Annotated in this window: 20 protein-coding genes; 10 read left to right on the forward strand and 10 right to left on the reverse strand. The window is 69.6% G+C overall.

All coding sequences use genetic code 11. From position 1 onward, the window contains the following. Nucleotides 1-11 precede the first annotated feature (11 nt). The 7 genes from C2U31_RS07410 to gtdA form a co-directional block, all read right to left on the reverse strand. A complete protein-coding gene (locus C2U31_RS07410; protein ID WP_103272254.1) occupies nucleotides 12-1,235 on the reverse strand; it encodes a 3-hydroxybenzoate 6-monooxygenase in 1,224 nt (407 codons plus the stop codon). A gap of 69 nt (nucleotides 1,236-1,304) precedes the next feature. Then, entirely contained in the window at nucleotides 1,305-2,657 is a 1,353-nt protein-coding gene (locus tag C2U31_RS07415; RefSeq protein WP_103272255.1) for an FAD-dependent oxidoreductase, read from the reverse strand. Nucleotides 2,658-2,684: 27 nt separating this feature from the next. Beyond that, nucleotides 2,685-3,668 carry a tripartite tricarboxylate transporter substrate binding protein gene (locus C2U31_RS07420; RefSeq protein ID WP_103272256.1) on the reverse strand — a complete coding sequence of 328 codons (984 nt, stop codon included), beginning with the start codon at nucleotides 3,666-3,668 and terminating at the stop codon, nucleotides 2,685-2,687. Then, entirely contained in the window at nucleotides 3,661-4,038 is a 378-nt protein-coding gene (locus C2U31_RS07425) for a chorismate mutase (protein ID WP_103272257.1), read from the reverse strand. Before C2U31_RS07425 ends, C2U31_RS07420 begins: the two co-directional genes overlap by 8 nt. A gap of 15 nt (nucleotides 4,039-4,053) precedes the next feature. Continuing rightward, nucleotides 4,054-4,692, reverse strand: a complete 639-nt coding sequence (gene maiA, locus C2U31_RS07430; protein ID WP_103272258.1) for a maleylacetoacetate isomerase — start codon at nucleotides 4,690-4,692, stop codon at nucleotides 4,054-4,056. A 22-nt stretch (nucleotides 4,693-4,714) separates the two neighbouring features. Beyond that, nucleotides 4,715-5,413 carry a fumarylacetoacetate hydrolase family protein gene (locus C2U31_RS07435; RefSeq protein ID WP_103272259.1) on the reverse strand — a complete coding sequence of 233 codons (699 nt, stop codon included), beginning with the start codon at nucleotides 5,411-5,413 and terminating at the stop codon, nucleotides 4,715-4,717. A 59-nt stretch (nucleotides 5,414-5,472) separates the two neighbouring features. Continuing rightward, nucleotides 5,473-6,525: a gentisate 1,2-dioxygenase gene (gene gtdA, locus C2U31_RS07440; RefSeq protein WP_103272260.1), complete on the reverse strand. Its 1,053-nt coding sequence runs from the start codon at nucleotides 6,523-6,525 to the stop codon at nucleotides 5,473-5,475. A 172-nt stretch (nucleotides 6,526-6,697) separates the two neighbouring features. Here gtdA and C2U31_RS07445 point away from each other — a divergent pair, with 172 nt between their 5' ends. Then, on the forward strand, nucleotides 6,698-7,633 hold the full coding sequence (locus tag C2U31_RS07445) for a LysR family transcriptional regulator (protein ID WP_103272261.1): 936 nt from the start codon (nucleotides 6,698-6,700) through the stop codon (nucleotides 7,631-7,633). A 1-nt stretch (nucleotide 7,634) separates the two neighbouring features. Beyond that, nucleotides 7,635-8,189: a hypothetical protein gene (locus C2U31_RS07450; RefSeq protein WP_103272262.1), complete on the forward strand. Its 555-nt coding sequence runs from the start codon at nucleotides 7,635-7,637 to the stop codon at nucleotides 8,187-8,189. A 27-nt stretch (nucleotides 8,190-8,216) separates the two neighbouring features. Here the strand turns inward: C2U31_RS07450 and glpK are convergent, their stop codons facing one another. Together glpK and C2U31_RS07460 are read right to left on the reverse strand one after the other, a co-directional pair. Further along, entirely contained in the window at nucleotides 8,217-9,743 is a 1,527-nt protein-coding gene (gene glpK / locus C2U31_RS07455) for a glycerol kinase GlpK (RefSeq protein WP_103272263.1), read from the reverse strand. Continuing rightward, nucleotides 9,730-11,184 (reverse strand): DHA2 family efflux MFS transporter permease subunit, encoded by a 1,455-nt coding sequence (locus C2U31_RS07460; RefSeq protein ID WP_103272264.1) that lies wholly within the window; start codon nucleotides 11,182-11,184, stop codon nucleotides 9,730-9,732. The genes glpK and C2U31_RS07460 overlap by 14 nt, the downstream gene beginning before the upstream one ends. Before the next feature lie 97 nt (nucleotides 11,185-11,281). Here C2U31_RS07460 and C2U31_RS07465 point away from each other — a divergent pair, with 97 nt between their 5' ends. The 4 genes from C2U31_RS07465 (at nucleotide 11,282) to C2U31_RS07480 (ending at nucleotide 13,751) form a co-directional block, all read left to right on the forward strand. Continuing rightward, a complete protein-coding gene (locus tag C2U31_RS07465) occupies nucleotides 11,282-11,470 on the forward strand; it encodes a DUF3460 family protein (RefSeq protein WP_103272265.1) in 189 nt (62 codons plus the stop codon). A gap of 16 nt (nucleotides 11,471-11,486) precedes the next feature. Further along, entirely contained in the window at nucleotides 11,487-12,377 is an 891-nt protein-coding gene (locus C2U31_RS07470; protein WP_103272266.1) for a ScpA family protein, read from the forward strand. Between the two features lie 38 nt (nucleotides 12,378-12,415). Then, complete coding sequence (gene panC / locus C2U31_RS07475; protein WP_103272267.1) at nucleotides 12,416-13,270, forward strand: pantoate--beta-alanine ligase; 855 nt, start codon at nucleotides 12,416-12,418, stop codon at nucleotides 13,268-13,270. A gap of 109 nt (nucleotides 13,271-13,379) precedes the next feature. Further along, on the forward strand, nucleotides 13,380-13,751 hold the full coding sequence (locus C2U31_RS07480; RefSeq protein WP_103272268.1) for a response regulator transcription factor: 372 nt from the start codon (nucleotides 13,380-13,382) through the stop codon (nucleotides 13,749-13,751). A gap of 110 nt (nucleotides 13,752-13,861) precedes the next feature. Here the strand turns inward: C2U31_RS07480 and C2U31_RS07485 are convergent, their stop codons facing one another. Then, the gene (locus C2U31_RS07485) at nucleotides 13,862-14,638 is read right to left on the reverse strand and encodes a copper resistance protein NlpE N-terminal domain-containing protein (RefSeq protein WP_103276301.1); all 777 of its coding nucleotides are present in this window, start codon (nucleotides 14,636-14,638) and stop codon (nucleotides 13,862-13,864) included. A gap of 217 nt (nucleotides 14,639-14,855) precedes the next feature. Here C2U31_RS07485 and C2U31_RS07490 point away from each other — a divergent pair, with 217 nt between their 5' ends. From C2U31_RS07490 to C2U31_RS07505, 4 genes are all read left to right on the forward strand, one after another. Then, on the forward strand, nucleotides 14,856-15,719 hold the full coding sequence (locus C2U31_RS07490) for an A24 family peptidase (RefSeq protein ID WP_103276302.1): 864 nt from the start codon (nucleotides 14,856-14,858) through the stop codon (nucleotides 15,717-15,719). Between the two features lie 49 nt (nucleotides 15,720-15,768). Further along, complete coding sequence (gene coaE / locus C2U31_RS07495) at nucleotides 15,769-16,389, forward strand: dephospho-CoA kinase (RefSeq protein WP_103272269.1); 621 nt, start codon at nucleotides 15,769-15,771, stop codon at nucleotides 16,387-16,389. A 71-nt stretch (nucleotides 16,390-16,460) separates the two neighbouring features. Further along, complete coding sequence (zapD, locus tag C2U31_RS07500; RefSeq protein WP_103272270.1) at nucleotides 16,461-17,213, forward strand: cell division protein ZapD; 753 nt, start codon at nucleotides 16,461-16,463, stop codon at nucleotides 17,211-17,213. Between the two features lie 121 nt (nucleotides 17,214-17,334). Next, entirely contained in the window at nucleotides 17,335-18,597 is a 1,263-nt protein-coding gene (locus tag C2U31_RS07505; RefSeq protein WP_103272271.1) for an MdtA/MuxA family multidrug efflux RND transporter periplasmic adaptor subunit, read from the forward strand. The last annotated feature ends 6 nt before the right edge of the window (nucleotides 18,598-18,603 follow it).

Raw genomic sequence — 18,603 nt, forward strand, 5'->3', positions numbered from 1 at the left:
TGCCTGTTTTTCTATGGCTGGATGGGTCCCGCGAGGCATTGCTCCACTTTCCAGCCGTAGAGCCATTGCAACGCGTCCTGGAACTGGGACTGGCTGCGGCCGGTCCACAGCGAATTGCGCACGGTGCGTTCGACGCCGCGCGCGTGATACAGCCGGCCCATCTCGCGCGCGGACCAGACCACGCGGGCGCTGCGCGGGATGCGGACCGACTCGTAGCGCCGAAAGGCGGCTTCCAGGTCATGGCCGCAGGCGCGCACGGCCTCGCCCAGCGTCACGGCGTCTTCCAGCGCCATGCAGGCGCCTTGCGCCATGTACTGGGTCATGGGATGCGCGGCGTCGCCCAGCAGCGTGACGCGTCCCTGGCCCCAGTGCTCGACCGGCTCGCGGTCGGCGGTGGCCCAGCGCTTCCACGAAGTGGGCCGGTCCAGCATCTGGTGCGGGCGCGGGTGTATGTCCTGGAAGTACGACAGCACTTCTTCCTTGCTGCCGTCGCGCACGCCCCATTCCTCCTGCTCGCGGCTGTGGAAGGTGACGACCAGGTTGTATTGCTGGCCGCCGCGCAGCGGATAGTGGACCAGGTGGCAGTGCGGGCCGGCCCAGAGCACGGGCGCGTTGATGCGCAGTTCCTCGGGCATGTTGTCGCGCTCGACCACGGCCCGGTAGACCACATGGCCGGTGACGCGCACCGGATCGCCCACCATCCGCTGGCGGATCACGGACTTGACGCCGTCGGCGCCGATCACGGCATCGGCCTGGTAGCGGCGGCCTTGCGTGTCCACCACGTCGACGCGCCCGCCTTGCTGCGACACGTCGGCGATCTGGGTGGAGGTGTGGAAGCGGATCAGCGGGTTCTGTCGCACGGCTTCCAGGATGGACAGGTGGATGTCGGCGCGGTGGATGACGGCGTAGGGGCCGCCGAAACGGGCGCGGAAGTCCTCGCCCGTATCGATGCGCACCACCTCGCGGGCATCGACCGCGTCCATCATGATGATGTGGTCGGTGAAGACGGCGCGCTCGCGCGCGGCGCGGCCGACGCCCAGTGCGTCCAGCGCCGCGAAGGCGTTGGGGCCGAGCTGAATGCCCGCGCCGATCTCGCCGATCCGCGACGCCTGTTCCAGCAGTTGCGCCTCCACGCCCTGGCGCGTGAGCGCCAGCGCCGCGGCCAGGCCGCCGATGCCGCCGCCCACCACGATGACCGATTGTCGCGCGGCGCTGTCCGCCCTTGCCGTGTTCATGCCTGTTCCCCTGCCGCCGTTGTGTCCATCGTCATGATTCATGCCACCGCCGAGGGCGGCGTTGCCCGTTCAGTCCTGGCCGCCCAGGAACGCGCCTTGCTCGCGCAGGCGCGCCTGCAAGACCGCCATGGGCAGTTCAGCCGGCAGCGTGCCGGCCTTCAACGCCAGCGCCGCCGCGGCGCCGGCGGCCTCGCCCATCGCGAAGCAGCTGCCGCTGACGCGCGCGGCCGACTGGCCCTCGTGCGTCATGGACGCGCAGCGGCCGGCCACCAGTACGTTGCGCGCCACGCCGGCGCCGCGTCGCGGCAGCATCATGCGGTAGGGCAGCTGGTTGTAGCCGCGCGATTCGGGAATGGGCGGCCACAGCCATTTCACGTCGCCGGCCATGTGCATCTCCAGCGGCCAGCCGTTCACGCCGATGCTGTCGTCGAAGTCGGCGCAGCCCAGCACGTCGTCCTGCGTCAGCATGTACTCGCCGACGATGCGCCGGGTTTCGCGGATGCCGAGTTGCGGCGCGATGTCCAGCACATAGGCCTGCTCGAAGCCCGGCACCTTGGCGCGCAGGAAGGCCAGGTACTGCACGATCTGGCGGCGGCCTTCCAGCTCGCCGGCCGACAGCGATTCGGCGTCGGTGCCGTCGGCCGCGCCGCCATCGGCATCGGCCAGCTGGGTCACGTTGACCCGCCATTCGTAGTCGTGCTTCTGCGGACGCACGATGGCGCCCCGGCGCGGGAAGGTGAATTCGCCGCTGGCGGCGGCCGCGTCCATCAGCGCCGGTATGGTCTTCCAGGCTTCCTGCGCCCGCGCGCCGTCGACGTTGCCGACCTTGAACATCAGCGTGGGATAGAGCATGCCGCCGTGGGCGTCGCCCTTTTCAAAGGGCAGGCCGGCCCAGGCCGCCAGGTCGGCGTCGCCGGAGCAGTCGATGAAGACGCGGCCGCGCACTGCGCGGCGGCCCGACTTGGTTTCCAGGAATAGCGTGTCCACGTCGCCATCGGCGCCGCGCGCCATGCCGGTGGCCAGCGCATGGAACAGGACGCCGGCGCCGCTGTCCCGCAGCAGGCCGTCGGCCGCGCACTTGAAGGCCGAGATGTCGTAGGCCTGGGCGTGGATCTTGCCCAGGATCAGGTGAGGCTCGTTCAGCCCGTCCAGCGCGCGCATGCGGTCCAGCAGCTCATCCGTCATGCCGTGCACCACCTGCCGGATCGTGCCGCGCACGTTGGCGTGCAGGCCGCAGAAGTTCGACACGCCGGCCGCCGTGCCCATGCCGCCCAGGAAGCCATAGCGCTCGACCAGCAGCACGCTGGCGCCGTTGCGCGCGGCGCTGACGGCAGCCAGCAGGCCGGCCGGGCCGCCGCCCAGCACGACGACATCGTATTCGCCGTGCAGCGGGGTCTGGCGGGCGGGTTCGGTGATGTACATCCGTGTCTCCTTGCCGGCGCGGCGCGCTTACTGGCCCTTGATGCCGAGTTTCTTGATGATGGGGCTCCAGCGTTGCAGCTCGTCGTCCATGTAGGCGCGGAACTGCGCGGGCGTGTCGCCCACCGGATCCATGAACTGGGCCTGCAGGCGCTTGGCGACCTCCGGATCGCGGATCGCCTGGATCAGCGCGTCGGACAGTTTCTTCTGGATGTCGGTCGGCACCTTGGACGAGATGACGAAGCCGATCCAGGCCGAGCCCTCGATGCCCTGCACGCCGGCCTCGGCCAGCGTGGGAATCTCTGGCAGCAGCGCCGAGCGCTTGGAAGAGGTCACCGCCAGCGCTTTCAGCCTGCCGTCCTTGACCATGGGCATGACCGCGATGGGCGGTAGCGCGCCGAATTGCGTGTCGCCCGACATCAGCGAGGTCAGCGCGGCCGGCGACGAGGGATAGGGCACATGCGTGGCGCGCGCGCCGATCTGCTGCAGCAGCAGTTCCACCGCCAGGTGGGACACGGTGCCCGTGCCGGTCGAGGGGAAGTTGTACTTGTCCGGGTTCTTCTTCAGCGCGTCCAGCAGCTGGCCGACGTTGGCGATGCCGGAACCGGCCGGCACCACCAGCACGTTGGGCTGGTGCACCGCCAGCGTCAGCGGCGCCAGGTCGGTGGCGGGCGCATAGGGCAGCTTGTCGAACAGCAGCGTGTTGTTCACCAGCGGGCCGGTGATGGACACGCCGAAGGTGTAGCCGTCGGGCTTGGCATTGGCGATGGCATAGGTGCCGATGTTGCCGCTGGCGCCGGGCTTGTTCTCGACCACGATGCTCTGGCCGAGCAGCGCGCCCGCTTTCTCGGTGACGATGCGCGCCACCTGGTCCGGGCTGGAGCCGGGGCCGAACGGCACCAGCGCCTTGAGCGGCTGGCTGGGCCAGGCCTGGGCCTGGGCGGCGGCCAGCGGCGCCAGCGCGGCGAGGGCCAGCGCGACGGCGCTTGCGGCCAGGGTCAAGGGCTTATGCATGGTTGTCTCCCGCGTCCTTCATGGCATCGAAGTAGGTCTGTTCATTGGCGATGAAGGCCGCCACCATGGCGCGGTAGGCGGCGTCGACCACCTGCTCCAGATTGGCGAAGCCCTGGTTGTGGCGCTCGGCCAGGCGGCGCGCCTTTTCAAAGACCTCGGCCTGGCGCGCCGGGGCGCTGACCTGGTAGGCGTCGCGCTTGAAGCGGGCGGCGTCCTTCACGTACATGGCGCGCTCGGCTATCAGCTTGACGATCTGGTCGTCCAGCCGGTCGATGTTGGCGCGCACGTCGGCCAGCGTGGCGCACAGGGGCCGGTAGTCCGGGTCCAGGTACTCGCGCAGCGGACGGCCTTGGGTATCGGGTTCTTGCATGGTTTCCTGCTGTGGCTATTGGATGTAGTCGGGCTGCTGGGCGGGCGCGGCCCGCTGGAAGGCGGGCTGGGCGACGCAGTGCTCATGGACGCGCATGACATGGGCGTATGGCGTCAGATCGCAGCCCATGCGCTGCGCGTTGGCCACCTGGGGCACCAGGCAGCAGTCGGCCAGCGTGGGCGCGTCGCCGAAGCAATAGGCGCCTTGGCCGTGGCGCTGCAGCAGCGTCTCGACGGCGGACATGCCTTCGGCGATCCAGTGGCGATACCAGTCGTTCTTCTGCGCGTCACTGGCGCCCAGCACGTCCTGCAGGTAGCGCAGGATGCGCATGTTGTTGACGGGATGGATGTCGCAGGCGATGGCCAGCGACAGTTCCAGCACGCGCGCCCGCGCCAGCGCATCCGTGGGCAGCAGGCGCGGCTCGGGATGGGTGGCGTCCAGGTAGTCGATGATGGCCAGCGACTGCGACAGCTGCGTGTCGCCGTCGATCAGCAGCGGCACGCCGGCGGACGGGTTCAGCGCCACATATCCGGCGGCGCGCTGTTCCTGTTTGCGCAGGTTCACCGGCAGGTATTCGTAGGACAGTCCCTTGAGCGCCAGCGCGATGCGCACGCGGTACGAGGTGGAGCTGTTGAAGAAGTTGTGCAGTTGCATGGGCGGCTCTTCGCGGAAGGTCTCAGGCCATGCGCACGCTGAGCGTGCCCAGGCCGTCCACGCCGCCGGTCATGAGGTCGCCGCGCACCACCGGGCCCACGCCTTCGGGGGTGCCGGTATAGATCAGGTCGCCGGCTTCCAGACGGAAGTACTTCGACAGGTAGGCCACGGTCTCGGCCACTGACCAGATGAGCTTGCCGATGTCGCTGCGCTGCTTGTCGCGGCCGTTGACCTGCAGCCAGATGCCGGCGCGGGCGATGTCGGGCAGCGCGGCGGCGGGGCGCAGCGGGCCGATCGGCGCGCTCTGGTCGAAGGCCTTGCCCAGCTCCCAGGGGCGGCCGGCCTCGCGCATCTTCATCTGCAGGTCGCGGCGTGTCATGTCCAGGCCCACGGCATAGCCCCAGACATGGTCCAGCGCGTTTTCCACGGCGATGTTCGCGCCGCCCTTGCCGATGGCGGCGACCAGCTCGATTTCATAGTGCAGGTTGGCGGTCTCGGGCGGGTAGGGCAGGGACAGCGTCTCGCCTTCGGCCACCGGCACCACGGCGTCGGCCGGCTTGCAGAAGAAGAAGGGCGGTTCGCGGTCCGGGTCGAAGCCCATCTCGCGGGCATGGGCGGCGTAGTTACGGCCCACGCAATAGACGCGGCGCACGGGATAGCGGTCGGCGCTGCCGGCCACGGGCACCGCGACGGGCGCGGCGGGGGCAAAGACGAAAGACATGGATCACCCTTCTGATGCGGGACTGTCGGAAAACGGAAAGGCGCGCGGGCGCCGCGCGTTCAGTCGGCGCGCGCTTCGCGCCAGACGCCCAGCGCGGCCTGCACCGGGCGGTCGGAATAACTGAACAGCGTGGCGTCTTCCAGCGCCGCCAGCTGCAGCGGCTGCCAGGACGGCGCCACGAATACGTCGCGCGGGCCGAAATGGAATTCCTGCTCGCCGATGCGGGCCGTGCCGCGGCCCTCCACCACGCAGTAGACGGTGGAGTCGGTGCAGCGGCTGGTCTTGCCCTGGAAGCCGGCGGGCAGGAGCTGCATGAAGGTGGCCATGGTGGGCATGGGATAGCCGCCCGTGGCCGGGTTCAGGTAGCGCAGCTTGACGCCGTCCCAAGGGTCCAGCTCGCCGTGGCGGTAGAGCTGGTCCAGCGCCTCGCGGCTGCGCTCATACGGGTAGTTGAAGATCGGCGAGGTGCCGCCCGTCGCCTGGTGGCGCACCGGCGCCATGTTGTGGCCGTAGCGCGCCATGCTGTCGCCCTCGGGGCGGGTGACGGGCTGGGTGGCCGAGGGGTAGTTCTCGGCAAAGCCCGCGTCCAGGAAGCGCAGCAGCGGGATGTCCAGGCCGTCCAGCCAGACCACCGGCTCGCCGCCGTCGGCGCTGTCGGCGTTGCCGTGGTCATGCCAGGTCCAGGACGGGGTGATGATGAAGTCGCCGGGGCGCATGGTGGTGCGCTCGCCATTGACCGCCGTGTAGGCGCCGCGTCCCTCGACGATGAAGCGCAGCGCGGATTGGGTGTGGCGGTGGCTGGGCGCGATCTCGCCGGGCAGGATCAGCTGCAGGCCGGCGTACAGGCTTTGCGTGATGCTGGCCTGGCCGGGCAGGCCGGGGTTCTCCAGGATCAGCACGCGGCGCACGGCTTCCTCGGCGCTGATCAGCGCGCCGGAGGCCATGACGTCGGCGCGCACGTCCTCGTACTTCCAGATGGCGGGCACGCAGCGCGGCGCGGGCTCGCGCGGCACCAGGTTGTGCAGCGACTCCCATAGCGGGGCCATGTGCTTCTTGGCGATGCGCGCGTAATAGGCGGCGCGATCCGCGCCGGCGGTGTGGCTGTCCTGCATGCTTGTCTCCTGGGCGAGCCGGTTCAAGCCGGCTTCTGCTCGGGACCGTCGCGGCGGGGCGCGGTCCGGATGGTGGAGATGATTATGCGCAGGCAGCTATGTGTTTTGAAATGAAATTATCTTATTATCCATACGAAGAAATATATACCTCAGGGACAAGCAAGGGGCTTGCATGGACTGGACCCACCGGTTGCGCCTGCGCAACCTGAAGATGCTGCTCAGCCTGGACCAGACCCGCAACATCAGCCATTCGGCGGCCATGCTCAATACCACGCAGCCCGGCCTGTCGAAGTGGCTGAAGGATCTGGAAGACGATATCGGCCTGCCGCTGTTCGAGCGGCACGCGCGCGGGCTGCGGCCCACGCCGCATGGCGACGTGCTGATCGCCCACGCGCGCCGCGTCGAGGCTCAGCTCGACCGCGCCGGCGAGGACATGGCCGCGCTGCGTGAGGGCGGCGGCGGGCGGGTAGTGATCGGCGCCTCGGGCGCGTCGGCGTCCGACACGGTGCCGCTGGCGGTGATGAAGCTGCTCGAGCGCATGCCGCAGGCGCGCGTGAAACTGGTCGAAGGCACCACCGACCGGCTGCTGGAGCAACTGGCGCAAGGTGGGCTGGACATCGTGGTGGGGCGCTCGGCGCCCGAGCATCACGATCCCGCCATCCGCTACGAGGCGCTCTATCTGGAACCCATCCACCTGGTGGCGCGGCCGCGCCATCCGCTGTTCGCCGTCGCGCAGCCGGACTGGCCGCAGCTGCTGTCGTACCGCTGGATCCTGTGGCCCAGGGGCACGCCCATCCGCAATGCGCTGGACGCCGCGCTGGCCGCCGCCGGCCAGGTCGCGGCAGCCGACCACGTGGAATCCAATTCGGTGACCATCAATCTCACGCTGCTCAACAACAGCGACATGATCGGCGTGGCCTCGCACCGCGCCGCGCTGCGCTTCTCGGAGCTGCGGGCCATGCGCATCCTGCCGGTGCGCCTGTCGGGCTTCGGCTCGGTGGCGATGTACTGGCGCGAGGATGCCTTCCGGCCGGCGGCCGTGCAGGAGGCGATGGCGGCCCTGCGCGCCACGGTGGCCGAACACGCGCCGGGCGCGGCGAGGTCCTGACATGCCCGCGTCCCGCCGTGGCCTGAATGCGCTGATCGCGCAGTGTCGCCGGCTGGAGGCGGAGCTGGACGGCGCCGGGTCCAGGGAGTCGACGGCGATGCATCGCTTCGTCGCCGAGATGGACGCGCATCGCGCGCCGCCGGGCATGTGGTCGCCGCTGGCGCTGGCGGTGCTGACGATGGCGGGCGGGGTGGGCGTGGGGCTGGGCCTGCTGAGCCTGCTGCTGCCGCTGGCGGGCGCGGCGGCGGCGGCCTTCGCGCTGGTGCTGGCCTGCGCCGCGACCGCGCTGGTCCTGGCCATCGGCGTGGTGGCCTTCATGGGCGGACACGCCTACGGGCTGGTGCTGCTCAGGCGGCTGGCGCTGGGTCTGGCGGCCGCCGGCGCGCTGGGCCTGATCGCCTGGACCCAGGGCGACATGCGCGCGGTGGGGCCGGCTCTGGCGCTGTCCTGCGGACTGGGCGCCTGGCTGGTGCTGGACAGCAGTGCCTTCTATGTCTACGCCGGCTACCGGATGGCGCGGCGGGCGATGGACCGGCGCGAGGGCCGCCGGCGCTGACCGCGCCGGCGGTACCGGGCGTGGCCGTTACCTGGCGGTGTTGGACCAGCCCTTGGACAGCTCCACCGCCTGGCGCCAGCGCTGCATGCGGGCTGCGCGCACGGATTCCGGCCAGGCTGGCTGGAAGGTCCGCTCGGCTTGCCACTTGGAGGCGAACTCGTCCTGGCCGGACCAGAAGCCCACGGCAAGGCCGGCCAGGCCGGCCGCGCCCAGCGCGGTCGATTCCGATACGCGCGGGCGCACCACGGGCACGCCCAGCAGGTCGGCCTGCATCTGCATGAGCAGGTCGTTGCGCGCCGCGCCGCCGTCCACGCGCAGCTCGGTCAGGGCGATGCCGCTGTCGCCGTTCATGCAGGTCAGCAGCTCGGCGCTTTGCAGCGCGATGGATTCCAGCGTGGCGCGGGCGATGTGGGCGCGCGTGGTGCCGCGCGTCAGCCCGACCAGTGTGCCGCGCGCGTAGGGGTCCCAGTGCGGCGCGCCCAGGCCGGCGAAGGCCGGCACCATGAACACGTCGTCGGTGTCGGCGACGCTGGCGGCCAGCGCCTCGATCTCTTCCGAGCGCTGGATGATGCCCAGCCCGTCGCGCAGCCACTGCACCGCCGCGCCGGCCACGAACACGCCGCCTTCCAGCATGTACGCAGGTTTCCAGGCGCCGGGCGAGCCGGCATCGGGCAGGCCCCAGCCCACAGTGGACAGCAGGTTGTTGGCCGAGCGCACCGGCTTGTCGCCAACGTTCATCAGCATGAAGCAGCCGGTGCCGTAGGTGTTCTTGGCCATGCCGGGCGTGAAGCAGGCCTGGCCGAAGGTGGCGGCCTGCTGGTCGCCAGCCACGCCGGCGATGGGGATGGGGCCGCCCAGCCATTCTGGCAGGGCGTTGCCGATCACCGCGCTGCTCGGCGCGATGCCGGGCAGCACGCTGCGCGGGATGTTCAGCAGCGCCAGGATGTCATCGTTCCAGTCCTGCGTGTGCAGGTCGAACAGCATGGTGCGCGAGGCGTTGCTGGGGTCGGTGCTGTGCACCGCGCCGCCGGTCAGCTGCCACACCAGCCAGGTGTCGACGGTGCCGAAGGCCAGTTCGCCGCGCTCGGCCATCTGGCGCGCGCCGGGCACGTGGTCGAGCAGCCAGGACAGCTTGGTGCCCGAGAAGTACGCGTCCAGCACCAGGCCGGTGCGGGACTGCAGGAAATCGGCGTGCCCGTCGGCGCGCAGCCGGTCGCACAGCGGCGCGGTGCGGCGGTCCTGCCAGACGATGGCGCGCGCCAGCGGGCGGCCGGTGGCGCGCTCCCAGATCAGCGTGGTTTCGCGCTGGTTGGTGATGCCGATGGCGGCCACGTCGGCCGCGGTGGCCGCGGCGTTGCGCAGCGCTTCGCGCGCCACGTCGAGCTGGCTGTGCCAGAGCTCGCCGGCATCGTGCTCGACCCAGCCCGGCCGGGGATAGTGCTGGTGGAATTCACGCTGGCCGACGCCGCGCACTACGCCGTCGCGGTCGAACACGATGGCCCGGGAACTGGTCGTGCCCTGGTCCAGGGCGAGGACAAACTCATTCGTCGTCACTTTGCTTTGCGCCGTTCAGGTGTGCCCCGGCCAGAGGCTCGAGGCGTCTAAAGGAGAAAACCGAGGCCGCGCACATCAGGCCGATGACGATGAAACCCGCGACCACGTCGCGTATGGCCAGCGTCTCGGCGCCGCGCAAGGTCATGCTGACGTTCAGCGTGACGGCGGCCACCCCCACGCCCAGGCTGATGCCCAACTGCTGCGCCATCGCAGCGAAGCTGCTGGCGCGGCTCATCTTGGCCGGCGGGATATCGGCATAGGTTAGCGTATTTACGCCGGTGAACTGCAGCGAGCGGAAGAAGCCGCCGACCAGCAGCACGGCGATCATCAGCCAGACCGGCGTGGTGGGCGTGAAGGCGGCGCTGGCGGCTACGAAGGCGCCGGCCAGCACCGCGTTGACGGTAAGCACGCGGCGAAAGCCGAAGTGCCTGACGATGGGCGTGGCCACGAACTTCATCAGCAGCGCGCCGGCGGCGCTGGCGAAGGTGATCAGTCCGGCCGAGAACGGCGTCAGGCCAAAACCCACCTGCAGCAGCATGGCCAGCAGGAAGGGCGTGGCGCCCACGGTGAAGCGGCACAGGTTGCCGCCCAGCGTGGAGATGGCGAAGGTGGGGATCTTCATCAGCGACAGGTCGATGATGGGATGCTCTACGCGCCTGGCGTGCCAGGCGTAGAGCAGGCCGCAGGCGGCGCCGGCGGCGAGCAGGCCCAGCAACGCGGGCAACGGCATGATGTCGCGGCCGATGGCCTCGAAGCCGCTGACCAGCATGGCCAGACAGGCAGCGCTCAGCAGGAAGCCCAGCCAGTCCAGGCCGGGAGCGCTTTCCTCGCGGATCTCGGACACGTAGCGCAGCACCAGCGCGATGCCCAGCACGCCGATCGGGATGTTGATCAGGAAGATCCAGTGCCAGGACATGTAGGTGACCATGAAACCGCCCAGCGGCGGTCCGATCACTGGCCCCAGCAGCGCCGGGATGGAAAGGAAGGACATGGCCTTCAGCAGATCCTGCTTGGGCACCGTGCGCAGCAGGATGATGCGGCCCACCGGGACCATCATGGCCCCGGCCATGCCTTGCACGATGCGCGCCAGGACCAGCTGCGGCAGGTCCTGGGCCAGGGCGCAGGCGACGGAACTCAGGGTGAACAGGCCGATGGCGGCCACGAACACGCGCCGCGCGCCGTACCGGTCGGCCGCCCAGCCGCTGACCGGCACGAACACGGCCACCGACAGCAGGTAGGAGGTGATGGCCACGTTCAGTCGCACCGGGGTCGAATCCAGGGCCCGGGCCATGGCCGGCAGGGCGGTGGCCACCACGGTGGCGTCCAGCATCTGCATGAAGAGCGCGCAGCCCACGATGAAGGGAATCATCCGCGCCGCGCGCTGCGCGTCCGGGGTCGAGGGCGGAGCGGGATGGGCGGCTGCGGCGGTGTCTGCGGGCATGGCGGGAGGGGGCGTTGGGTGCCGGAAGATTGTAACGCCGGGGGTGGCCCGGGGTGCAGTAAACTCCCGGGATCAGAAACCCGCTGAAATTGGTGTCATGGCAACCAACTACGAATCCGAGATCACTCTCTTCCTGAAGGACTACAAGAAGTCCCATCCCGGCACCGAGGAGCGCCAGCGCGAAGGCCGCGCCCGCCTCTGGGACAAGCCGCAGGACCAGGAACTGCAGGAAGGCTTCCGCGCGGCCCGCGTGCCGCAAAAGCCGTACGTGTATCAGGCCGACTGATACCGTCGCGGCAGCCATGTCCAAGAACGGCTCCGTCCCAGGCGACGCCCTGGCCGCGCTCGTGGAACCGCCCGTCGACAGCACCCCTGACACGGTCGACAGCGTGGCCTTCGCTCGCCTTTACGGCGAGCCGCTGTTCCAGATGCCGACGGACCTGTATATCCCGCCGGATGCGCTGGAGATCTTCCTCGAGGCGTTCGAGGGGCCGCTGGACCTGCTGCTGTACCTGATCCGCAAGCAGAACTTCAACGTTCTGGACATTCCCATGGCGGATGTCACGCGGCAATACCTGTCGTATGTGGACCAGATCCGCATCCACAACCTGGAGCTGGCCGCCGAGTACCTGCTCATGGCGGCGATGCTCATCGAGATCAAGTCGCGCATGCTGCTGCCGGTCAGGAAGACCGACACCGGCGAAGAGCCCGAGGACCCGCGCGCCGAACTGGTCCGCCGCCTGCTCGAGTACGAGCAGATGAAGCTGGCGGCGCAGAAGCTCGACGCCATGCCCCAGCTGGGCCGCGATTTCGTCAGCAGCCACGCCGTGGCCGACCTGAGCGTGGAGCGCATGCTGCCCGAGGTCGATGTGGACGACCTGCGCGCGGCCTGGGCCGACATCATGAAGCGCGCCCGGCTCAACCAGCACCACCACATCACGCGCGAACAGCTGTCCGTGCGCGACCACATGACCCATATCCTGAGGCGTCTGAACGACGTGCGCTTCATGGAGTTCGGCGACCTCTTCATGGAGCGCATCCGCGAAGGCGCGCCCGCGGCCGTGGTCGTCGTGCATTTCATCGCCATGCTCGAGCTGGCCCGCGAATCGCTGCTGGAGATCACGCAGGCCGAGCCCTACGCGCCGATCTACGTGCGCCTGGCCTACACGAGCGTGGCCGCCGTCGCGGCCTGATCCGCCGGCGGGGCTGCGCCCAACCCCGGAGAATTCCCTTGAAAGTCGTCCACACCATCCAGGAACTGCGCGACCAGCTGCGCGGCCAGAACCGCGTCTCCTTCGTGCCCACCATGGGCAACCTGCACGAAGGCCACCTGTCCTTGATGAAGATGGCCCGCCAGCACGGCGACCCGGTGGTGGCCAGCATCTTCGTCAACCGGCTGCAGTTCGGGCCCAACGAGGACTTCGACCGCTATCCCCGCACGCTGGCGGCCGACATCGAGAAGATGGAGCGCGAGCGCGACGTCTACGTGCTGTTCGCGCCCGACGAGCGCGAGATGTATCCCGAGCCGCAGAACTACCGCGTGCAGCCGCCCGACGACCTGGGCGACATTCTGGAAGGCGAGTTCCGGCCCGGCTTCTTCACGGGCGTGAGCACCGTGGTGCTGAAGCTGTTTTCCTGCGTGCAGCCGCGCGTGGCCGTGTTCGGCAAGAAGGACTATCAGCAGCTCATGGTGGTGCGCAACATGTGCCGCCAGTTCCAGCTGCCGGTGGAAGTGCTGGCGCACGAGACCGTGCGCGCCGACGACGGCCTGGCGCTGTCCTCGCGCAACCGCTACCTGAGCGACGCCGAGCGCGCCGAGGCGCCGGCGCTGTACGCCGAGCTGCGCGCCATCGAGCAGCGGCTGGTCGCCGGCGCGACCGACTCGGCCGCGCTGGAGGCCGAGGCCGCCGCCAGCCTGGCGCGCCGTGGCTGGCTGGTGGATTACATCTCGGTGCGCCGCCAGCGCGACCTGAAGCGTCCCGAGGCCGCCGACCTGGCCGCCGGCGAACCGCTGGTGGCGCTGGCCGCCGCCAAGCTGGGCGCGACCCGGCTGATCGACAACCTGGAACTGGCCTACCGGGTGTAGCCGCCGGGGGGGCGGGCGCGGCCCGCCGCTGTCAGAATTGCCAGCTTACGGCCTGGCCAACGCCGCGGCAGACTGCGGGTATTCACAGGAATGCCAGCCGTCTTTGCCCATGCAGCTACGCTCCGATCTCGATTCCCTGCTCGCTTCGCTGACCCCTCGCGAACGCGAAATCGTCCTCTATGTGGCCACCGGCCGCGCCAACAAGGTCATCGCCATCGACCTTGGCATTTCGCTGCGCACGGCCGAGGCCCATCGCGCCCACATCTTCGAAAAACTTGGCGTCCGCAACGCCATGCAGCTGGCGTGCCGGCTGTGCGAGCACTGGCGCGCGGGAGCGTCGCCGTTGCTGCGGCATCCCGACGCGGCCGCGGTTTGCGCTGGCGCTTCCGGTTCGTCCGCCTCCGCCGCTGCGTCCGATTCCTCCGGTTCTTGTTCGCGCCCTGTCCGTCCGGCCGCCCCGCGCGGCCGGGGCCGGTCCTAGCGCGGGCGCCAGGTCCGGAAACGCGCAGGCCCGCCAGAAGGCGGGCCTGTCGTGTCGCAGCCGGGCAGCCGGGATAGCTGCCCGCCGCGTTCAGCCGTTGCCGGCGGCGCTCAAGGGCACTGCGGCGCGGCGGCCTTGGCCAGCTCGTCGATCGGGTCCAGGTCGGGCTGGCGGGTCAGGTTGTAGTTCAGGTTGGGCGTCTGGCCGGCGATGGAGCGCACGCGCAGCACATTGTTGGCGGCGGCGGCGAATTCGGCGCGCACGTTGCCCTTGCCGTCCAGCAGGATCACGCGCGACGGGCGTTCGTCGGTGGCGTCCCAGCAGCCTTGCTCGACCACCGGCGCGCCCTGCTTGGCGTCGCTTTCCAGGTAGGCGACGCGGCCGCGCCAGCGGCCGTTGGGCGCCAGCGTCAGCGTCACGCGCTGCGCCGTGCACTGCATGGCGGGCGAGAAGCAGGGCAGCGTACCCATGTAGGTCTGCGGTTGCGGCACGAGGCTGTGCGCGGCGGCGCTGGGCGTGGATGCCGGCAGGGCCGGGGCGGGCGCCGCGCCCGAGGCGGCGCCGCTGTCGGCGCCTTCGGGCACGGGCTGGCCGTCCTCGGTGGTATGGCCCGCTTGCGCGGCCTGGGCCTGCTGGCTCGCGGTCTTGCGGGGGGCGTCGGGCTTGAGCGCGATCTGCACTTGCGACGGTGCGCGCAGGACGGTGCGGTAGCCGGCGCCGGAGCCTTGGGACTGGGCGTCCGTGACGGTGCTTTCAGCCGGAGGGTCGTAATAGCCTTCGGTGCGCTGTTGCGCGCAGCCGGCGATGCCGAGTGCCGAGCCGGCCAGCAGCAGCGCCATGATGTTGAATTTGCGGGGGCGGGTGGAGGTATCGTCGCGCGCGGTCATCATGGCAGCTTATCCGTGAATTGAGTCTGTCTCCGATTTTACGCACTTATGCGAAGATTCGATACGAATCCAATCGCCGCTCCGTCGAGCGGCCAGTCTTTATGCCCAAATTACGACACGTCCCCAGGCATGAACGCCTGGCATGCCTGCCCGGCCCCTCGCGTATCAGCGGGGCTCGGCCATGCGCCAGGCCGGACGGCGGGGGCGCATGACGGCCATGTGGCAAGCCTTTGACCTGCCTCAATCCCTGTTCCTGGCTCTGGCGGCGCTGGCCGGCCTGGCCGTGGGCGGCTGGCTGACGCTGCTGACCCATCGGCTGCCGCGCATGATGGAGCGAGAGTGGCAGGCGCATTGCCAGGAGTCAGCCGAGCCGGCCGCCGCCACGGAGCCGGCGTGCGCGCCGGTCTATGGCCTGCGCGCGCCGGTCTCGCATTGTCCGCAATGCTCGGCGCCGGTCCGGGGCTGGCGCCTGTTGCCGCTGGCGGGCTGGCTGCTGCTCAAGGGGCGCTGCGCGGCCTGCGGCGCGGCCATCGGCTGGCGCTATCCCGCGATCGAACTGCTGACCGCCGTATTGTTCGCCGCCTGCGCCTGGCGCTTCGGCCCCACGCCCATCGCGTTGTGCGGCATGGGCCTGTCGGCCTCCCTGGTGGCGCTGGCCTGGATCGACCTGGAGAGCACGCTGCTGCCCGACGCCATCACCTTGCCGCTGGCCTGGGCCGGGCTGCTGGTCAATCTGGGCGACGGTTTCACGCCGCTGCCGCTGGCGGTGCTGGGCGCGGTGGCGGGCTACGGCTTCCTGTGGCTGATCTTCCACGCGTTCCGCTACTTCACGGGGCGCGAAGGCATGGGCTACGGCGACTTCAAGCTGCTGGCCGCGCTGGGCGCATGGTTCGGGGTGGGCGCGCTGCCCATGCTGCTGCTGGCGGCGTCGCTGGCCGGCGTGCTGGTGGGCGGTACGATGACGCTGGCCGGCCGAGCCCGCCGTGGCCAACCCTTGCCTTTCGGCCCCTACCTGGCGTTGGCCGGGGTGGCGGTGCTGTTGCTGGGCGGCGAGCCCGGGCTGGCAAGGCTGTTGCCATGACCATCGAGCATGGCGCCGGCGCGCGAGCGGCCATACATGGGACGAAGCGATGAGCATATTCAAAATAGGTTTGACGGGGGGCATCGGCTCGGGCAAGTCGCGCGTGGCGGACATGCTGGCCGAATGGGGCGCGTCCGTGGTGGACACCGATGAGATCGCGCGGGCGCTGACCGCTGCCGGCGGTTCGGCCATGCCCGCGATCGAGCAGGCGTTCGGCGCCGAGGCGCTGGCCGAGGACGGCTCGCTGGACCGCGCCTGGATGCGCGAGCGCGCCTTCGCCGATGTCTCGGTGCGGCAGCGGCTGGAAGCCGTGCTGCATCCGTTGATCGGCGATGAGACAGAGCGCCAGGCCGACGCGGCGCGCGGCTGCTACCTGGTGTTCGTGGTGCCGTTGCTGGTCGAGTCGCTGCCGCGCTGGCGGTCGCGCGTGGACCGCATCTGCGTGGTCGATTGCGATCCCGCCACGCAGATCGCCCGCGTGCAGTCGCGCAGCGGGCTGACGGAGCCTGCCATACGGCGTATCATGGCGGCACAGGCTGCGCGGGCAAGCCGGCTGGCGGTCGCGGACGATGTCGTCGCCAACGATGGCGACACGACGCCAGAACAACTGCGCGCGCGGACGAAGACCTTGCATGAGCGTTGGTTGGCATTGGCGGCCGCAAGGCCGTGAGCCTGGCGCCGATGCGGCGCTCATGAATAACCCGGCCCACGCGGCCGACCCCTGACGGGCCTGCATATAGCGTGATTGTTTACGAATATCCCTTCAACGAGCGCATCCGCGCTTATCTGCGGCTGGAATACCTGTTCGACAGGCTGTTCTTCTTCGCTCGCGAGGGAGATTTCCGCCAGCACCAGGTTGCCGTCACCGCCTTGTTCGACCTGCTCGACGCCTGCGAGCGCACCGACATCAAGGGCGCGCTGCTGCAGGACCTGGAACGGCAGCGCCTGGCGCTTGGCGCATTGCGCGACCATCCTGGCGTGGCGCAGGACGCGCTCGAGGGCATGTTGCGCGAAATGGAGAAGGTCGCGCAAACGCTGTCGGCGACCGGCAAGACCGGCCAGTCGTTGCGCGAGAACGAATGGCTGACCAGCCTGCGCGGCCGCCTGTCGGTGGCGGGCGGCGCGATCCAGGTCGACATGCCCTCGTACTACTCCTGGCAGCACAAGCCCCAGGCCGCGCGCTGCGCCGACCTGCAGGCCTGGACCGCGCCCTTCGTTCCCCTGTACGACGGCCTGACGCTGGCGCTGCGTCTGTTGCGCGAGTCCGGCCGCAAGAGCGACACCGTGGCCGAGCAGGGCGCCTACCAGCAGATGCTGGGCGGCAAGCAGTTCCAGATGCTGCGCGTGTGGGTGGACCCGGCGCACGGCGTGTTTCCCGAGATCAGCGCCAATAAGTATATGATCTGGATACGTTTTTCCACCCAGGACGGGGATTTCAAGCCCCAGCCGGTGGCGCGGGACGTGCCCTTCCAGATGACGCTCTGCAATTCCTGAGCGCGGGCCTTTCAGGCCCTGATTCCTGTTGCGGGCTATTTCAGCGCGGCCGGGCATCATACGAATTCAACGTCGCCTAGTAGACAATACGGCTTTTCCCGCTCGCGCCGGATCCGCTTCCATGTCTCAAAGCCGTCCCGTTACTCCGCCTTCCCGTTGGACCCGACGCCGCTTGCTCGGGTGGGCCATTCTGCTGCTGGTCGTCGCCGGCATCGTATGGCTGGCGTTGCGGCCTTCGGCCAAGCCCGGCGCGGGCCGCCCCGGCGCGGGACGCGGCCAGATGGCCGCCATGGCCAACATGGCCGTGCCGGTGCGCGCGGCGGCCGCGGTCAAGCAGGACATCGACATCTATCTCAAATCCCTGGGCACGGTCACGGCCTATAGCACCGTCACCGTGCGCAGCCGCGTCAGCGGCGAGCTGGTCGACGTGCCCTTCAAGGAAGGCCAAATGGTCAAGGCCGGCGACCTGCTGGCACAGGTCGATCCGCGCGCCTTCCAGGTCGCGCTGGCCCAGGCCCAGGGCACCCAGATGCAGAATCTGGCCCAGCTGGAAAACGCCCGCCGCGACCTGCAGCGCTACCAGGCCCTGTACAAGCAGGACTCCATCGCCAAACAGCAGGTCGACACGCAGGCCGCGCTGGTGCGCCAGTACGAAGGCGCGGTCAAGAGCGACCAGGCCAATGTCGACAATGCCAAGCTGCAGCTGGACTACTCGCGCATCACCGCGCCCATCAGTGGCCGTCTCGGCCTGCGCCAGGTGGACAAGGGCAACCTGGTGTCCAGTTCCGACACCAATGGCCTGGTGGTCATCACCCAGACCCAGCCCATCTCCGTGGTGTTCACGCTGCCCGAGACCCAACTGCCCGAAGTGCGGGCCGAGCTGGCGGCCGGCCACACGCTGACCGTGGAGGCCTATGACCGGGCCGATACCCGCCGCATCGCCACCGGCAAGCTGGAAACGCTGGACAACCAGATCGACGTCGCCACCGGCACGCTCAAGCTCAAGGCGCGCTTCGACAATGCCGACGACGCGCTGTTTCCGAACCAGTTCGTCAATGCCCGCCTGCACGTGACCACGCGCAAGGACGCCACCGCGATTCCCATCGCGGCGGTGCAGCAAGGCTCGGCCGGCGCTTTCGTCTTCCTGGTCCAGGACGACGATACGGTGGCCGTGCGGCAGGTCAAGCTGGGCGCCGTCAACAACGGCATGGTGGCGGTCAACGAGGGCCTGCAGCCCGGCGACCGGGTCGTGACCGAGGGCACCGACCGCTTGCGCGCGGGGGCCAAGGTCGACGTGGCCAAGGGATCGGACACGATACCCAAGTCGACCGACAAGTCGCTGGGCGCGGGCGCGCCCGCCGGCACCACCCCGGCCACCCGATAAGCGGAC

It is taken from the genome of Achromobacter sp. AONIH1 (genome assembly GCF_002902905.1).
In the GTDB taxonomy this organism is placed as follows: domain Bacteria; phylum Pseudomonadota; class Gammaproteobacteria; order Burkholderiales; family Burkholderiaceae_B; genus Achromobacter.

Excerpts from the sequence above, each read along its gene's own strand:
- C2U31_RS07450 (WP_103272262.1), top strand. The coding sequence starts at position 7,635 with ATGCCCGCGTCCCGCCGTGGCCTGAATGCGCTGATCGCGCAGTGTCGC.
- C2U31_RS07460 (WP_103272264.1), bottom strand. The coding sequence starts at position 11,184 with ATGCCCGCAGACACCGCCGCAGCCGCCCATCCCGCTCCGCCCTCGACC.
- maiA (WP_103272258.1), bottom strand. The coding sequence starts at position 4,692 with ATGCAACTGCACAACTTCTTCAACAGCTCCACCTCGTACCGCGTGCGC.
- C2U31_RS07425 (WP_103272257.1), bottom strand. The coding sequence starts at position 4,038 with ATGCAAGAACCCGATACCCAAGGCCGTCCGCTGCGCGAGTACCTGGAC.
- C2U31_RS07465 (WP_103272265.1), top strand. The coding sequence starts at position 11,282 with ATGGCAACCAACTACGAATCCGAGATCACTCTCTTCCTGAAGGACTAC.
- C2U31_RS07490 (WP_103276302.1), top strand. The coding sequence starts at position 14,856 with ATGTGGCAAGCCTTTGACCTGCCTCAATCCCTGTTCCTGGCTCTGGCG.
- C2U31_RS07415 (WP_103272255.1), bottom strand. The coding sequence starts at position 2,657 with ATGTACATCACCGAACCCGCCCGCCAGACCCCGCTGCACGGCGAATAC.
- C2U31_RS07435 (WP_103272259.1), bottom strand. The coding sequence starts at position 5,413 with ATGTCTTTCGTCTTTGCCCCCGCCGCGCCCGTCGCGGTGCCCGTGGCC.
- C2U31_RS07420 (WP_103272256.1), bottom strand. The coding sequence starts at position 3,668 with ATGCATAAGCCCTTGACCCTGGCCGCAAGCGCCGTCGCGCTGGCCCTC.
- coaE (WP_103272269.1), top strand. The coding sequence starts at position 15,769 with ATGAGCATATTCAAAATAGGTTTGACGGGGGGCATCGGCTCGGGCAAG.
- C2U31_RS07470 (WP_103272266.1), top strand. The coding sequence starts at position 11,487 with ATGTCCAAGAACGGCTCCGTCCCAGGCGACGCCCTGGCCGCGCTCGTG.
- C2U31_RS07445 (WP_103272261.1), top strand. The coding sequence starts at position 6,698 with ATGGACTGGACCCACCGGTTGCGCCTGCGCAACCTGAAGATGCTGCTC.
- C2U31_RS07505 (WP_103272271.1), top strand. The coding sequence starts at position 17,335 with ATGTCTCAAAGCCGTCCCGTTACTCCGCCTTCCCGTTGGACCCGACGC.
- C2U31_RS07480 (WP_103272268.1), top strand. The coding sequence starts at position 13,380 with ATGCAGCTACGCTCCGATCTCGATTCCCTGCTCGCTTCGCTGACCCCT.
- gtdA (WP_103272260.1), bottom strand. The coding sequence starts at position 6,525 with ATGCAGGACAGCCACACCGCCGGCGCGGATCGCGCCGCCTATTACGCG.
- C2U31_RS07410 (WP_103272254.1), bottom strand. The coding sequence starts at position 1,235 with ATGAACACGGCAAGGGCGGACAGCGCCGCGCGACAATCGGTCATCGTG.
- C2U31_RS07485 (WP_103276301.1), bottom strand. The coding sequence starts at position 14,638 with ATGACCGCGCGCGACGATACCTCCACCCGCCCCCGCAAATTCAACATC.